13 protein-coding genes are annotated in these 14,768 nt (G+C 60.8%); 4 read left to right on the forward strand and 9 right to left on the reverse strand.

The window, feature by feature from the left end:
- Positions 1-1,611 carry an ABC transporter ATP-binding protein gene (locus tag ABIE20_RS19265; protein ID WP_429506620.1) on the forward strand — a complete coding sequence of 537 codons (1,611 nt, stop codon included), beginning with the start codon at positions 1-3 and terminating at the stop codon, positions 1,609-1,611.
- A 125-nt stretch (positions 1,612-1,736) separates the two neighbouring features.
- Here ABIE20_RS19265 and ABIE20_RS19270 read toward each other — a convergent pair whose 3' ends face one another.
- The 7 genes from ABIE20_RS19270 to ABIE20_RS19300 form a co-directional block, all read right to left on the reverse strand.
- Positions 1,737-3,608 carry a SurA N-terminal domain-containing protein gene (locus ABIE20_RS19270; protein ID WP_429506621.1) on the reverse strand — a complete coding sequence of 624 codons (1,872 nt, stop codon included), beginning with the start codon at positions 3,606-3,608 and terminating at the stop codon, positions 1,737-1,739.
- Between the two features lie 198 nt (positions 3,609-3,806).
- Positions 3,807-4,079: an HU family DNA-binding protein gene (locus ABIE20_RS19275; RefSeq protein WP_010224366.1), complete on the reverse strand. Its 273-nt coding sequence runs from the start codon at positions 4,077-4,079 to the stop codon at positions 3,807-3,809.
- 148 nt (positions 4,080-4,227) lie between these two features.
- Complete coding sequence (gene lon / locus ABIE20_RS19280; RefSeq protein WP_045202125.1) at positions 4,228-6,624, reverse strand: endopeptidase La; 2,397 nt, start codon at positions 6,622-6,624, stop codon at positions 4,228-4,230.
- Between the two features lie 151 nt (positions 6,625-6,775).
- Complete coding sequence (gene clpX / locus ABIE20_RS19285) at positions 6,776-8,059, reverse strand: ATP-dependent Clp protease ATP-binding subunit ClpX (protein WP_010224368.1); 1,284 nt, start codon at positions 8,057-8,059, stop codon at positions 6,776-6,778.
- Positions 8,060-8,167: 108 nt separating this feature from the next.
- Positions 8,168-8,809 carry an ATP-dependent Clp endopeptidase proteolytic subunit ClpP gene (clpP, locus tag ABIE20_RS19290; RefSeq protein WP_010224369.1) on the reverse strand — a complete coding sequence of 214 codons (642 nt, stop codon included), beginning with the start codon at positions 8,807-8,809 and terminating at the stop codon, positions 8,168-8,170.
- Positions 8,810-8,900: 91 nt separating this feature from the next.
- Positions 8,901-10,214 carry a trigger factor gene (gene tig, locus ABIE20_RS19295; protein WP_429506623.1) on the reverse strand — a complete coding sequence of 438 codons (1,314 nt, stop codon included), beginning with the start codon at positions 10,212-10,214 and terminating at the stop codon, positions 8,901-8,903.
- Positions 10,215-10,486: 272 nt separating this feature from the next.
- Positions 10,487-10,762 carry a DUF6388 family protein gene (locus tag ABIE20_RS19300; RefSeq protein WP_429506695.1) on the reverse strand — a complete coding sequence of 92 codons (276 nt, stop codon included), beginning with the start codon at positions 10,760-10,762 and terminating at the stop codon, positions 10,487-10,489.
- 286 nt (positions 10,763-11,048) lie between these two features.
- Between ABIE20_RS19300 and ABIE20_RS19305 the strand changes: the two genes are divergently transcribed.
- From ABIE20_RS19305 to ABIE20_RS19315, 3 genes are all read left to right on the forward strand, one after another.
- Positions 11,049-11,462 carry a hypothetical protein gene (locus ABIE20_RS19305; RefSeq protein WP_429506624.1) on the forward strand — a complete coding sequence of 138 codons (414 nt, stop codon included), beginning with the start codon at positions 11,049-11,051 and terminating at the stop codon, positions 11,460-11,462.
- A 72-nt stretch (positions 11,463-11,534) separates the two neighbouring features.
- Positions 11,535-12,050: a sigma-70 family RNA polymerase sigma factor gene (locus tag ABIE20_RS19310; protein WP_429506626.1), complete on the forward strand. Its 516-nt coding sequence runs from the start codon at positions 11,535-11,537 to the stop codon at positions 12,048-12,050.
- Positions 12,047-13,006 carry a FecR domain-containing protein gene (locus ABIE20_RS19315; protein ID WP_429506627.1) on the forward strand — a complete coding sequence of 320 codons (960 nt, stop codon included), beginning with the start codon at positions 12,047-12,049 and terminating at the stop codon, positions 13,004-13,006. Before ABIE20_RS19310 ends, ABIE20_RS19315 begins: the two co-directional genes overlap by 4 nt.
- A gap of 6 nt (positions 13,007-13,012) precedes the next feature.
- On the opposite strand, the gene ABIE20_RS19320 is transcribed toward ABIE20_RS19315, so the two are convergent.
- Together ABIE20_RS19320 and ABIE20_RS19325 are read right to left on the reverse strand one after the other, a co-directional pair.
- On the reverse strand, positions 13,013-13,780 hold the full coding sequence (locus tag ABIE20_RS19320) for an ATP-binding cassette domain-containing protein (RefSeq protein ID WP_429506628.1): 768 nt from the start codon (positions 13,778-13,780) through the stop codon (positions 13,013-13,015).
- A 1-nt stretch (position 13,781) separates the two neighbouring features.
- Positions 13,782-14,768 carry a FecCD family ABC transporter permease gene (locus ABIE20_RS19325; RefSeq protein ID WP_429506629.1) on the reverse strand — a complete coding sequence of 329 codons (987 nt, stop codon included), beginning with the start codon at positions 14,766-14,768 and terminating at the stop codon, positions 13,782-13,784.

Raw genomic sequence — 14,768 nt, forward strand, 5'->3', positions numbered from 1 at the left:
ATGAGCAAGGAAACCTTGATCGAAGTCCGCGACCTGGCCGTCGAGTTCGTCACCGGCGATCAATGCCAGCGAGTAGTCGAAGGCGTCAGCTTCGACATCCGCCGCGGAGAAACCCTGGCCCTGGTCGGCGAAAGCGGTTCGGGCAAGTCGGTGACGGCGCACTCGATCCTGCGCCTGCTGCCCTACCCGCTTGCCCGGCACCCGAGCGGCAGCATCCAGTTCGAGGGGCACGACCTGCTGAGCCTCGACGAGAAAAAGATGCGGCGCATTCGCGGCAACCGTGTAGCGATGATCTTCCAGGAGCCGATGACCTCGCTCAACCCGTTGCACAACATTGAAAAGCAGATCAACGAGATCCTCCTGCTGCACAAGGGCTTGCGCGGCAAGGCGGCCACTGAGCGCACCCTGGAGCTTCTGGCGATGGTCGGCATACCCGAGCCGCACAAGCGCCTCAAAGCGCTGCCACACGAGCTCTCAGGCGGCCAGAGGCAGCGTGTGATGATCGCCATGGCCCTGGCCAACGAGCCTGACCTGCTGATCGCCGACGAACCAACCACGGCGCTGGACGTCACCGTGCAGTTGAAGATCCTCGAACTGCTGAAATCCTTGCAGGCCCGGCTGGGCATGGCCCTGCTGCTGATCAGCCATGACCTCAACCTGGTCAAGCGCATTGCCCACCGGGTTTGCGTGATGCAAAAGGGCCAGATCGTCGAGCAAGCCGACTGTGAAGAACTGTTCCGCCACCCCAAGCACCCCTACACGCAGATGCTCCTCGGTGCCGAGCCCAGCGGCGGCCCGGCCGGCAACCCGCCCGGCGCGCCGATGCTGCAGGTTGAAGACCTGCGCGTGTGGTTCCCGATCAAGAAGGGGCTGTTGCGGCGCACCGTCGATTACGTCAAGGCAGTCGACGGCATCAACTTCGACCTGCCTCAGGGCCAGACCCTGGGCATCGTTGGCGAGAGCGGCTCGGGCAAGTCGACCCTGGGCCTGGCGATCCTGCGCCTGCTCGGCAGCCAGGGCAGCATCCGCTTCCAGGGCACCAACCTCGAGCACCTGACCCAGCAGCAGGTACGTCCGCTACGCCGGCAGATGCAGGTGGTTTTCCAGGACCCGTTCGGCAGCCTAAGCCCGCGCATGTGCGTCAGCGACATCGTCGGTGAAGGCCTGCGCATCCACCGCATGGGCAGCGCCGCCGAGCAGGAACAGGCGATCATTGCCGCCTTGCAGGAGGTCGGGCTCGATCCGCAGGCGCGGCATCGTTACCCGCACGAGTTCTCTGGCGGCCAACGCCAGCGCATCGCCATTGCCCGGGCACTGGTGCTCAAACCGGCACTTATCCTGCTCGATGAGCCGACCTCGGCCCTGGACCGAACCGTGCAGCGCCAGGTGGTCGAGCTGCTGCGCTCATTGCAGAGCAAGTACAACCTCACCTACCTGTTCATCAGCCACGACCTGGCGGTGGTCAAGGCGCTCAGCCACCAGTTGATGGTGGTCAAACAGGGCCAGGTAGTGGAGCAAGGGGTGGCGGCGGATATCTTTGCCGACCCGCAGCATCCGTATACCCGCCAGTTGCTTGAGGCGGCTTTTCTGGCGCCATCTGCCGTTCAGTAGCCTCTTCGCGGGGCAAGCCCGCGCCTACAAACCGGTGGGAGCGGCGGTGCGGCGACCCGACTTGCCCCGCGATGAAAACAGAAAAGGCCGCATCAGCGGCCTTTTCTGTTTCAAGCATCCAGCACTCAGTAACGAGTGATATCCGCTTTGGCTTCCAGCTGCTTGCGGTACGCCGCAAAGTCTTGCTGGCCGGCGCGCGAAGCGAGGAAGCGGCGGTAGCTCGCTTTCTCTTCTTCAGTAGCCGCTGTGCCTTCGTTGACGCCGCTCAGGCGCAGTACCACGAGGCTACCGTCGTTAAGGGTGACGCTGGCGTACACCGGCTTGTCCTTGGCTTCAGGCTTGCTCATGCGGAACAGTGCCTGCAGCTCGACCGGGTCGATACCGTCCTGGCTGCGCGATACCGCCTCCTGAACCTTCCAGGCCTGACCGTCCTGGCTTGCCGCCAGGGCAATCTTGCCATCACGCAGACCGGCGATCAGGGCATCGGCCCTGGTCTTCAGGGCAGCAGTCGCCTGCTCTTTGGCCAGGTGCTTGCGAATGCTCTCGGAGACCACTTCAAGGCCCAGTTGCTCAGGTTTGCGGTGTTCCTTGACGCGCAGCACCACGATGGTTTCCGGATCCAGCTCGATCGCCGTGCTGTTGGAGCCTTCTTCCAGCACTTCGGTGCTGAACGCAGCCTGGATCACAGCGCGGTTGGCCGTGATGCCTTCGCCGCCTTCACGACCGAACGCTGGCGAGGTATGCACCTTCAGGCCCAGTTCCTGAGCCGGCTGGGCCAGGTCGGAGGCTTCGAATGCCGAGTCTTCCAGCTGCTTGGTCACTTCGACAAAGCGCTGTTCGACCTGCTGGGTTTTCAGCTCGCGGGTCAGCTTGTCTTTCAGGCTGTCGAAGCTTGGCACTTCAGGTGCCTGCACATCGAGCAGCTTGATCAGGTGGAAACCGTATTCGGTGCGTACCGGGCCCGAGACCTGGCCCTTGTTCAGCGTATACAGCGCATCTTCAAAGGCTGGGTCATAGACGCCCTGGCCGGCATAACCAAGGTCACCGCCGCTGCTGGCCGAGCCCGGATCCTGGGAGAACTCCCTGGCCAGGGAGGCAAAGTCTTCGCCCTTGGCCAGGCGTGCCTGGATCTCTTCGATCTTGGCCTTGGCCTGCCCCTCGTTCACCTTGTCGTTGATTTCGACAAGAATGTGCGCGGCATGGCGCTGCTCGGCGAGGTTGGCGATTTCTTTCTCGTACAGCGCCTTGAGTTCGTCCTGGTTGACCTCAACCTGGTCGAAGAACGCGGACTTCTTCAGCTCGATGTAGTCGATGACGACCTGATCGGGGCTCATGAATTCCTTGGCGTGTTCGTCGTAGTGCGCCTTGATCTGCTCGTCGGTAACCTTGACCGCGGCCGGGTCGACCTTGAAGGTCAGCGAAGCGAAATCACGGGTCTGTTTTTCCAGACGGGCGAAAGCATCAACCTGGTCGTCGGTGACAAAACCGCTGCCGGCAAGGCCAGTGCGCAATTGGCCGATGAGCATTTCCTGGGCCAGCATTTCGCGGAATTGCAGACGGCCATAGCCCATCTGGCGAATGACCTGGTCGAAGCGCTCGGGGCTGAACTTGCCGTCCACCTGGAACTCAGGGGTTTGCAGGATCAGTTGGTCGAGGGCAGCTTCCGAGAAAGCGAACTTGGCGTCTTCAGCGCCCTGAAGCAGCAACTTGCGATCGATCAGCCCCTTGAGCGCGGCTTCACGGAGCATTTGCTCGTTGAGCATGGCCGGATCGAAGTCCTTGCCCAGCTGTTGCATCAGCTGCCGACGTTGCATGTCGACGGCCTGGCTCAGCTCGTTCTGGCTGATCTTGTCGCCATTGACCTTGGCAGCGTCCTGGCTGTGGGTGGTGGCCTGGAAGATGGCATCGAAGCCGGTCAGTGCCATCAAGGCTACGATGACACCGATGATGGTCTTGGCAATCCAACCTTGTGAATTGTCCCTGATATTCTGCAGCATGCGTCCCCCAGAAACGGTTGTACTGAATAAACCAACCGTGGAGCGTGGGTAGAGTCCTGATAGAAGAAAGGCGCATCCGAGGATGCGCCTTCTCGTAACTGGCCGAGCGCCGGGAACCTGGTATCAGGCCTCCCGGCGCTCGGCAGCCGGGCCAGGCGTTAGCCCAGCTCGGTTAGGCGTGAGCCTGAAGGAAGCGACTTAGTTGACGGCTTCTTTCAGTGCCTTGCCAGCCTTGAAGCCAGGCTTCTTGGCGGCAGGGATTTCCAGAGTCTTGCCGGTTTGCGGGTTGCGGCCGGTGCGAGCTGGGCGGTCGGTGACGGAGAAGGTACCGAAACCTACCAGTACCACGGAGTCACCTGCCTTCAGGGCGCCGGTGACGGATTCGATTACTGCGTCCAGCGCTTTGCCAGCGCTAGCTTTCGAAATATCAGCAGATGCGGCGATAGCGTCAATCAGTTCCGACTTGTTCACTCTAAGTCCCCTTATATCTCTATTGAGTTTGTTTCTAAGTATGTAATGAAAAGCTAAACGAGCGCTGGGTGGCCTGTTGACATTTAAGTGCCGCTTTATAACAAGGGCCTGAAAATACTGTCAAGAAAGCCCCCCAGCCAAATACGTACTAATGTGTGCTGATTCTTTCCTTGGAATCGCTGTCGCGCTTTTCATCCTTGGCGACAATCTCCGGAGCCACATCGGGCAAGGGCTCCGGGGCGTATTGCAGCGCAATTTGGAGGACTTCGTCAATCCATTTGACCGGTTTAATCTGCAGATCCTGCTTAATATTCTCAGGAATTTCCTTCAGATCACGCACATTCTCTTCCGGAATGATCACCGTCTTGATTCCACCCCGGTGCGCGGCCAGCAGTTTTTCCTTCAAACCGCCAATCGCCAGCACCTGACCACGCAAGGTAATTTCACCGGTCATGGCTACATCGGCACGCACAGGGATCTGGGTCAGGGCCGAGACCAGGGCAGTGCACATGCCGATACCGGCACTTGGACCGTCCTTGGGCGTAGCGCCTTCGGGCATGTGAATGTGGGTGTCGCGCTTCTCGTGGAAGTCCGCAGGAATGCCCAGGCTACGGGCTCGGCTGCGCACCACGGTTTGCGCGGCAGTGATGGACTCGACCATCACGTCGCCGAGCGAGCCGGTCTTGATCAACTGACCCTTGCCCGGAATCACCGCCGCTTCGATGGTCAGCAGCTCGCCACCCACCTGGGTCCAGGCCAGGCCCGTGACCTGGCCGACCTGATCCTGCTGCTCGGCCAGACCGTAGCGGTACTTGCGCACGCCCAGGTAGTGCTCGAGCTGCTCGCCAGTGACCTTCACCGCGACCTGCTTGAGGCCGGCGTGCTCCTTGACGACCTTGCGGCAGATCTTCGCGATCTGGCGCTCCAGGCCCCGCACACCGGCTTCGCGGGTGTAGTAGCGAATGATGTCGCGTATCGCCGAAACATCGATCTCCAGCTCGCCCTTCTTCAGGCCGTTGGCCTTGATCTGCTTGGGCGACAGGTACTTGACCGCGATGTTGATCTTCTCGTCCTCGGTGTAGCCCGGCAGACGGATGACTTCCATGCGGTCCAGCAACGCTGGCGGGATGTTCATCGAGTTGGAGGTGCAGAGGAACATCACGTCCGAGAGGTCGTAGTCGACTTCAAGGTAATGATCGTTGAAATTGTGGTTCTGCTCGGGGTCGAGTACTTCCAGCAGCGCCGAGGCCGGATCGCCACGCATGTCGCTGCCCATCTTGTCGATTTCGTCAAGCAGGAACAGCGGATTGCGTACGCCAACCTTGGTCATCTTCTGAATCAGGCGACCAGGCATCGAACCGATGTACGTACGGCGGTGGCCGCGGATCTCGGCCTCGTCACGCACGCCACCCAGGGCCATGCGCACGAACTTGCGGTTGGTGGCACTGGCGATCGACTCGGCCAGCGAGGTTTTACCCACGCCAGGCGGCCCTACCAGGCACAACACCGGGCCACGGATCTTTTTCACCCGTTTTTGCACGGCGAGGTACTCAAGGATGCGCTCCTTGACCTCTTCCAGGCCGTAGTGGTCGGCATCGAGGATTTCCTCGGCCTTGGCCAGGTCCAGGCGCACCTTGCTCTGCGCCTTCCACGGCACCTGCACCAGCCAGTCGAGGTACGAGCGCACCACGGTGGCTTCAGCCGACATCGGCGACATTTGCTTGAGCTTGTTCAGCTCGGCCTGGGCCTTGGCGTAGGCATCCTTTGGCAGGCCGGCGGCGTCGAGACGCTTTTTAAGCTCTTCGACTTCGTTGTGACCTTCTTCGCTGTCGCCGAGCTCTTTCTGAATGGCCTTCATCTGCTCATTCAGGTAGTACTCGCGCTGGCTGCGCTCCATCTGCTTCTTGACCCGGCCACGGATACGCTTCTCGACCTGCAGCAGGTCGATTTCGGCATCCAGCAGCGCCAGCACGTGTTCGACACGGGCCGACAGGTCGAGGATCTCGAGGATTTCCTGCTTCTGCTCGATCTTCAGCGCCATGTGCGCTGCCATGGTGTCGACCAGACGTCCAGGTTCGTCGATGCTGTTGAGCGACGACAGGACTTCAGCCGGGACTTTCTTGCCCAGCTGAACGTATTGTTCAAATTGTGACAGCAAGCTGCGAACGAACACTTCAGACTCGCGCTCGGCGGCCTGGGACTCGTCAATCAGCGAAACCTCGGCACGAATGTGGCCGTCGACTTCGTTGAAACGCTCGACCGCACCGCGCTGTTCACCCTCGACCAGCACCTTGACGGTGCCATCGGGCAGTTTCAGCAGTTGCAGGACGGTGGCAATGGTACCGACGCGGTACAGGGCATCTTCGCCTGGATCGTCGTCAGCGGGGTTCTTCTGGGCCAGCAGGAGGATCTGCTTCTCGCCCGTCATCGCGGCCTCAAGGGCCTCGATGGACTTCTCGCGCCCCACGAACAGTGGGATGACCATGTGCGGATAGACGACGACATCGCGCAATGGCAGGAGAGGCAAGTCGAGGGTGGTCTTCATGATTTCGCCTCTACAGCGGCCTTATGGCCGGAAACCGATGGAATTTGAGCGTGGAGTTAATGTGGGGGCAGGCCCGCAAAAAAACAAGCTCTGCGACAGGAAAAGCAAAGGGGCCCGAAGGCCCCTTGCTTGAATCGAGCCGCGTGGCGACTCAGACGTCGGGTGCAGCCTTGGCTTGCGGCTCGCTGTTCTCGTAGATCAACAGCGGCTGCGAGGAGCCATCGATGACGCTCTCGTCGATCACCACCTTGCTGACATCCTTCTGCGAAGGAATCTCGTACATGGTGTCGAGCAGGATGCCTTCGAGGATCGAACGCAGGCCACGGGCCCCGGTCTTGCGCTCCAGGGCCTTGCGGGCCACGGATTTGAGCGCATCGCTGCGGAACTCCAGGTCCACGCCTTCCATTTCGAACAGCTTGGCGTACTGCTTGGTCAGGGCGTTCTTCGGCTCGGTCAGAATCTGCATCAAGGCAGCTTCGTCCAGCTCGTCGAGGGTTGCCAGAACCGGCAGACGACCGACGAATTCCGGGATCAGACCGAACTTGACCAGATCGTCAGGCTCGACTTCACGCAGCGACTCGCCAACCTTCTTGCCTTCCTGCTTGCTGCGTACTTCGGCACCAAAGCCGATGCCGCCGCGGGTGGAACGCGCCTGGATGACCTTTTCGAGGCCCGAGAACGCACCGCCACAGATAAACAGGATGTTACGCGTATCGACCTGCAGGAATTCCTGCTGCGGGTGCTTGCGGCCACCTTGCGGCGGTACCGAGGCAACCGTGCCTTCGATCAGCTTGAGCAGCGCCTGCTGCACGCCCTCGCCCGAGACGTCACGGGTGATGGACGGGTTGTCCGACTTGCGCGAGATCTTGTCGATTTCGTCGATGTAGACAATGCCCATCTGGGCCTTTTCCACGTCGTAGTCGCACTTTTGCAGCAGTTTTTGAATGATGTTCTCGACGTCTTCACCCACGTAACCGGCTTCGGTCAGGGTGGTGGCATCGGCGATGGTGAACGGTACATTCAACAGACGCGCGAGGGTTTCGGCGAGCAGGGTCTTACCCGAGCCCGTCGGACCGATCAGCAGGATGTTACTCTTGCCGAGCTCGACGTCGTCGTTCTTCTTGTCGCGTTGGTTCAGGCGCTTGTAGTGGTTGTACACCGCTACGGCCAATACCTTTTTCGCACGCTCCTGACCAATGACGTACTGGTCCAGGATGGTGCTGATTTCTTTCGGCGAAGGCAGTTTATGCGCGCTGCTCTCGGCCTGGGCTTCCTGCACCTCCTCACGGATGATGTCATTGCACAGGTCGACGCACTCGTCGCAGATAAATACCGAGGGGCCGGCAATCAACTTGCGCACTTCGTGCTGGCTTTTGCCGCAGAAGGAGCAATAGAGCAATTTGCCGTTGTCCTCGCCGTTACGGGTGTCAGTCATTCGATCGATCCAATCCGGTAGGCTTGCAACACAAGATGAAGGCAATTGCGGGCTTTTTCAAGTCCGCAGGTAGGCGCATTACACGCCCGCCTGCTCTGGCACCCGGATTCAGGAGGCCAGTTGCCGCTTGTCGTAGACCGAGTCGATCAGGCCGTATTCGGCTGCGCGCTCGGCGCTCATGAAATTGTCGCGCTCGGTATCACGCTTGATGGTCTCCAGATCCTGGCCGGTGTGGTAGGCCAGCAGCTCGTTCAGACGCGACTTGATGGACAGGATTTCCTTGGCGTGGATCTCGATATCCGTGGCCTGACCCTGGAAACCGCCCAGTGGCTGGTGAATCATCACCCGCGAGTTCGGCAGGCAGTGACGCTTGCCCTTGGCACCGGCGGCCAGCAGGAAGGCGCCCATGCTGCAGGCCTGGCCGATGCAGATGGTCGAGACGTCCGGCTTGATGAACTGCATGGTGTCGTAGATCGACATGCCGGCAGTCACCGAACCGCCCGGCGAGTTGATGTAGAGATGGATATCCTTGTCCGGGTTTTCCGCTTCAAGGAACAGCATCTGCGCCGCAACCAGGTTGGCCATGTAGTCCTCTACCGGGCCGACCAGGAAGATCACCCGCTCCTTGAGAAGGCGCGAGTAGATGTCGTAGGCGCGTTCGCCACGAGCGGATTGCTCGATAACCATCGGGACCAGGCCGCCTGCGGCCTGGATGTCAGAGCTCTGCTGATAATAAGAATTGCGGGACATGTCCTGCACTCACTCCCAAATAGTCATGTCTTGAATACGCACAAGCCAGCTCGAAGGCTGGCTTGTGGTGTTTTCCTACAAAGCTGGCGTATTACTCAGCAGCGGCAGGTGCCTGGGCTGGTTTTACGGCTTCTTCGTACGAGACCGATTTATCGGTCACAGTCGCTTTCTGCAGAACAGTATCCACAACTTGTTCTTCCAGCACAACCGAACGGACTTCGTTCAGTTGCTGGTCGTTCTTGTAGTACCAGGCCACGACCTGCTCAGGCTCCTGGTAAGCCGAGGCCATTTCCTGAATCATCTCGCGAACGCGGTCTTCGTCCGGCTTCAGTTCGTTCTGCTTGACCACTTCGGCGACGATCAGGCCCAGCACGACGCGGCGCTTGGCTTGCTCTTCGAACAGTTCGGCCGGCAGTTGCTCAGGCTTGATGTTGCCGCCGAACTGCTGAACGGCTTGAACGCGCAGGCGGTTCACTTCGTTTTCCAGCAGGGCTTTCGGCACTTCGATCGGGTTGGCAGCCAGCAGGCCGTCCATTACCTGGTTCTTGACCTTGGTCTTGATCGCCTGACGCAGTTCACGCTCCATGTTCTTGCGAACTTCGGTGCGGAAACCTTCCAGGGTTGCTTCCTTGATGCCGAACTGGGCGAAGAATTCTTCGGTCAGCTCAGGCAGCTTTGGCTCGGCAACACTGTTGACGGTAACGGTGAACTCGGCGGTTTTGCCAGCCAGGTCGAGGTTCTGGTAGTCCTCGGGGAAGGTCAGGTTCAGAACGCGCTCTTCACCGGCCTTGGCGCCAACCAGGCCTTCTTCGAAGCCTGGGATCATGCGGCCGGAACCGAGTACCAGCTGGGTACCCTTGGCCGAACCACCGGCGAACACTTCACCGTCGACCTTGCCAACGAAATCGATGTTCAGCTGGTCTTCGTTCTGGGCAGCACGGTCGGCGGCTTCGAAACGAACATTCTGCTTGCGCAGCACTTCGAGCATGTTGTCCAGGTCGGCGTCAGCCACTTCGGCGCTCAGGCGCTCAACGGCGATCGAGTCGAAACCGGCAACGGTGAACTCAGGGAATACTTCGAAAATGGCGACGTATTCCAGGTCTTTGCCCTTTTCGAACGATTTTGGCTCGACGGCAGGGGCGCCAGCCGGGTTCAGCTTCTGCTCGACCACGGCTTCGTAGAAGGAAGCCTGTACCAGGTCGCCGAAGGCTTCCTGACGGGCAGCGTCTTCGTAGCGCTGACGGATCACGCTCATCGGCACTTTGCCAGGACGGAAGCCTGGGACCTTGGCGCGACGGGCAGTCTGTTGCAGACGCTTGTTGACTTCGGTCTCGACGCGCTCGGCCGGAACGGCGATGGTCATGCGGCGCTCGAGAGCAGAAGTATTTTCAACAGAAACTTGCATGGATATTCCTCGTTGCACAGACGTTAGCCGGCGATACCCGACTCCAGAATCAAGGGCAAGCATTCTAGTGGCTCAAAGGCCAGAAGTCACCCCGTTCAGGACGACGGGAAAGTACGCCGGTCCATTTAATTCAAAGACCCCGGCAAAAACCTTGCCCAAGGCCGCTCAACACACGCAGACCCTGGGCTGGACGCCATAACTGAAGCCATGGTGAGCCAGCCCCCGGGGCTGCAGAAAATCTTGTCAAAACACTACAAATTCGAGTCCAGGCGTCACGAATCCAGTTCGATATCGTTGAACGCGCAGTACTCTTCCCACGCCATCCCCAGCGCCTCGGCTACTTCGCGATGCACCTCAAGGCGCATGGCCGCAAGCTCTTCGGCAGACTCGGCAATCAACTGCAAAGTCAGCTCCCAGGGCTCAATCCCCTGCTCCTGCGCGGCATCCTCGAAGGCCCAAAGGACCTGCTGAGCCTGTTCGTGCTCGCTGAGCCCAGCGATCTCTTCCAGCATCTGCGGGTTTGCCTCGACATAGCGCTGCAGGGCGATGGCCTAACGTTCGGGTGAAATCATGGTGGTTTCCCTTTTTGCGACCCTAAACCCGGCCACTGTTTCAACCGGCTGAAATTTATCAGCTTTTCGTCGATTGTCACCAGGCGGTAAAAAGATGCGTGAATAATGTCTTCCGATTGTCGGAAATTTCTGGAACAAATAAGGAAAGGTGATTGTCTAGGAAGCGCTCGCCCACTAAGCTAGCAAGGTGTATTAACGATAATGGGTTGCATTATCGATCGGCACCACCTGCCAATCACAGCGCCAATGCAAGGAAGTACCCGTGCTGATCAAACTTATTTCTGGCAGTTGCCTCGCACTCTGCTGCTTCGCCGCTGGCGCTACAGCGCTGCAAACCTCCTTCGACCACGACGCTCGCTACTCCATCGTCAGCGTGGCCGGCGATGCCTCCCAGCGCACCGTGATTACCCAGCGTGTCGGCGTCAGCGGTACCAGCTACAGCGCCCGTCAGTTCGATTGCACGGCGCGAACCGTCCGGTTCCTGGGTTCGGGGACCTCGCTGGAAGATCTTCAACACGCCGAAGCCGATAACGAGCCCACGCCGATCTTCAAAGGCTCATTGGCCAGGGCCATCAGTCACGCAGTATGCGACGAAAGCGTGCAACCGGGCGCTACAGCAGACGGACAGCACGACACATCCGCTCACGGCCAGCCGGTAACCAGCATCACGAAATAACAATAATTATCATTTGATAATCATTCTCGCTATACTGGGCGTCCGTTCCGCTTTACGCCGGCCACGCACCCGATGGACACCCGCACCGCTTCACCGCAGCTCGATTCCTGCCTAGGCACCCTGTACAACGACCATCATCGCTGGCTGCACCGATGGCTGCGCAACCGTATCGGCTGCTCGGAACATGCCGCCGACATTGCCCAGGACACCTTCCTGAGCATCCTCAGCTCCAAGGACCTGTTCAGAATCCGCGAACCCCGCTCGTTTCTTTCGACCGTAGCGAGGCGACTGATGGCCAATGTCTATCGCCGGCGCCAGGTCGAGCAGGCGTATCTGCAGGCCCTGGCCAGCCTGCCTGAAGCACTTGAACCCTCACCCGAAGTCCGGGTGCTGGCACTTGAAGCGCTGACCCTGCTCGATCGCATGCTCGACGCCCTGCCGGGCAAGGTTCGCGAAGCCTTCTTGCTGTCGCACCTGCAGGGCCTGAAGATCGCCGAAATCGCCGAACGCCTGCAGGTCAGCACCCGCTCGGTGAAACTGTACCTGGTCCGGGCCAACCAACACTGCTTTTTTGCCGACCTGCAATGAACCCCTCACCCTTTAACCCGCGCACCACCCGCAAAGCCGCGCAATGGCTCACGGAAACCATGGAAGGCGCACTCAGCTGCGAGCAGCAGCGTGCGCTTGAGCAGTGGCGCGCCGCCCATCCGGACAACGAACGTGCCTGGCTGCACATCGAGGCCCTGCGCCGGCGCATGGCCGGGCTCGAACCGCATGCCGGCTACCAGAGCCTGTCCCAGGGCAGCGCGGGCAGCAGTCGCCGGCAAGCACTCAAGACCCTCGCCCTGCTCGGCTTGTTCGGCTGCGCCGGGCAACTGGCCTTCCGCAACTTCTGGCAACCGCGGGCGAGACTGAGCTACAGCAATGGCGCCAGTGCGCCGCAGCACATCAGCCTGGAAGATGGCAGCCAGCTGACCCTCGATGCAGGCACCGAGGTCGCCGTGCTGTTTGATAGCCAACAGCGGCGCCTGCAATTGCAAAGTGGCCGCCTGCTGATCAGCAGTGGCCACCCCTCCAACGCCATTGATCGGCCGTTGAGCGTACACACCCCGCACGGGCTGGTGCGTGCGCTGGGGACACGTTTTTGCGTCGAACTGCAAGCAGGCCGGACCCAGGTCGACTTGTTCGAAGGCGCGGTAGAAGTGCAAGCCCAGCAATCGCCAGCCAATACCCTGCGCCTGGCCCCGGGGCAACGCACCCGTTTCACCCTGGCACGTATCGAACCGGCCAGCGCCAACCAGGCCGAGCCGGCCTGGAGCAACGGTTTGCTGGTAGCCGACAACCTGCGCCTGGACGCCTTCGTGGACCAGCTCAGCCGCTACCGGCCAGGCCTGCTGCGCTGCAGCGACGAGCTCGCCGCGCTGCGTATCTCAGGCGTTTACCCGCTGGCCGACACCGATGCGGTGCTCGACGCCCTGCCCCTTTCATTGCCGGTGCAGGTGCAGCGGCGTTCGCGCTATTGGGTCACCCTGAGCCGACGCTAGTTGCTGTCAGGGCATCAGCTCGATGCTCACCTTGTGCTGCTCGCCCGCCGCTACCCGCACCTGCGCACCGAACACCTGTGCAACGCGCTGCTCGCTGAGCACCTGGGCCGGCGTACCACTGGCGCAGAACCGGCCGTTTTCCAGCAGCCACAGGCGATCGCAGTAGCGCGCGGCCAGGTTCAGGTCGTGCAGTACGCAAACCACCGCAATGCACGGCGAACCGGCCAGGGTACGTAGCACCCGCATCAGGTTCTGCTGCTGGCCGATGTCCAGGGCGCTGGTGGGTTCGTCCAGCAACAGCAGGCAGCCCCGGCCATCGTTCCAGGCGTCAGTCAGCGGGCTGACGGCCAACTGGTTCATGGCCCGGGCAATGGTCACCCGCTGCAATTCGCCGCCAGACAGCGACAACACCCCACGGCCAAGCAGATGACGGATATCCAGGGCGTCGATTATGCCCGGGCAAGGTTCGCCGGGGTGCTGCTGGCCCAGAGCAATGAACGCTTCGACTCGCCAATCAAAGGCACTGTCCATCTGTTGAGTAACCAGCGCCCGCCTGCGCGCCAGCTGTACCGGCAAGTACCCTGACAGTTCACGACCCAGCAACTTGATCTGCCCACCACCCGGGTGCAGGTAGCCGGAGATCAGCGACAGCAGCGTGCTTTTGCCCGCACCATTAGGGCCGATCAGCCCCAGCAGCTCCCCCGCCCTTACCTGTTCGCTGAACGGCGCCAGGGCAAACGGCCGCTCCAGGCTGACATTGATCAGTTCAAGCATGTCAAAACTCCCGCACCTTGCGACCGAGCAACAACCAGAGAAAGTAAGGCCCACCGATAATGCTGGTGACCAGGCCGACGGGAATCTCCGCCGGGCTGGTGAGGCTGCGCGCAAGGGTATCGGCGACCAGCAACAGGATCGCGCCACAGAGCATTGAGGCCGGAATCAGTAAACGGTGGCCGGGGCCGAAATACAGGCGCAGGCAATGCGGCACCAGCAGGCCGATAAAGCCGATGATGCCGCTCAGGGCCACGCACAGGCCCACGCCCAGCGACGAGGCCAGCACCACGCGGTTTTTCAGCCGATCGCCATCCAGCCCGGCGGCGTGCGCAGATACCTCGCCCAGCTGGAACAGGTCCAGATCCCCCGCGCAACGCGCCAGCATCCACAGGGTCAAGGGCAAGACCAGGCAAGCCACTGTCAGGGTCGACCATTCGGCGCTGCTCAGGCTGCCCATACCCCACAGACTGAGCTGGCGCAACTGCTCTTCACTGGCAACAAAGGTGAGAATGCCGCCCACAGCACCCGTCAGGGTGTTGATGACCAGACCTGCCAACAACAAGGTAATGGTCGATTCGCGCCCCTTGTATCCCCGGCCAATACGGAAAATCACCAGGGTCACCAGCAACGCTCCGACAAAGCCGGCGAGAAACTGCCCATACAGCTCCAGCCCGGCAAAGCGGCCGTTGAACAGCACCACCCAGATCGACACCGCCAGCCCCGCGCCACTGGCCTGCCCCAACAGGGTCGGGTCGGCCAGCGGGTTACGAAACAGCCCCTGCATCGCCGTGCCGCCCACCGCCAGGGTCGAACCCACCAACACCGCCAGCAACAGTCGCGGCAGACGCACCTCGCTCCACACTTGCCACTCCAGTGCAGTGGGCAGATCGCCAAACAGGATCCGCGGCGACAAGCCGATACTGCCAACCAGCGAACACATCACCAGCAGAGCGCACAAGCCTGCCAGCATCAGCATCAGGATCGGCAA

The organism is Pseudomonas sp. 2835 (assembly GCF_050435905.1).
Lineage (GTDB): Bacteria > Pseudomonadota > Gammaproteobacteria > Pseudomonadales > Pseudomonadaceae > Aquipseudomonas.

Excerpts from the sequence above, each read along its gene's own strand:
- lon (WP_045202125.1), bottom strand. The coding sequence starts at position 6,624 with ATGAAGACCACCCTCGACTTGCCTCTCCTGCCATTGCGCGATGTCGTC.
- ABIE20_RS19270 (WP_429506621.1), bottom strand. The coding sequence starts at position 3,608 with ATGCTGCAGAATATCAGGGACAATTCACAAGGTTGGATTGCCAAGACC.
- tig (WP_429506623.1), bottom strand. The coding sequence starts at position 10,214 with ATGCAAGTTTCTGTTGAAAATACTTCTGCTCTCGAGCGCCGCATGACC.
- clpP (WP_010224369.1), bottom strand. The coding sequence starts at position 8,809 with ATGTCCCGCAATTCTTATTATCAGCAGAGCTCTGACATCCAGGCCGCA.
- ABIE20_RS19315 (WP_429506627.1), top strand. The coding sequence starts at position 12,047 with ATGAACCCCTCACCCTTTAACCCGCGCACCACCCGCAAAGCCGCGCAA.
- clpX (WP_010224368.1), bottom strand. The coding sequence starts at position 8,059 with ATGACTGACACCCGTAACGGCGAGGACAACGGCAAATTGCTCTATTGC.
- ABIE20_RS19320 (WP_429506628.1), bottom strand. The coding sequence starts at position 13,780 with ATGCTTGAACTGATCAATGTCAGCCTGGAGCGGCCGTTTGCCCTGGCG.
- ABIE20_RS19265 (WP_429506620.1), top strand. The coding sequence starts at position 1 with ATGAGCAAGGAAACCTTGATCGAAGTCCGCGACCTGGCCGTCGAGTTC.
- ABIE20_RS19310 (WP_429506626.1), top strand. The coding sequence starts at position 11,535 with ATGGACACCCGCACCGCTTCACCGCAGCTCGATTCCTGCCTAGGCACC.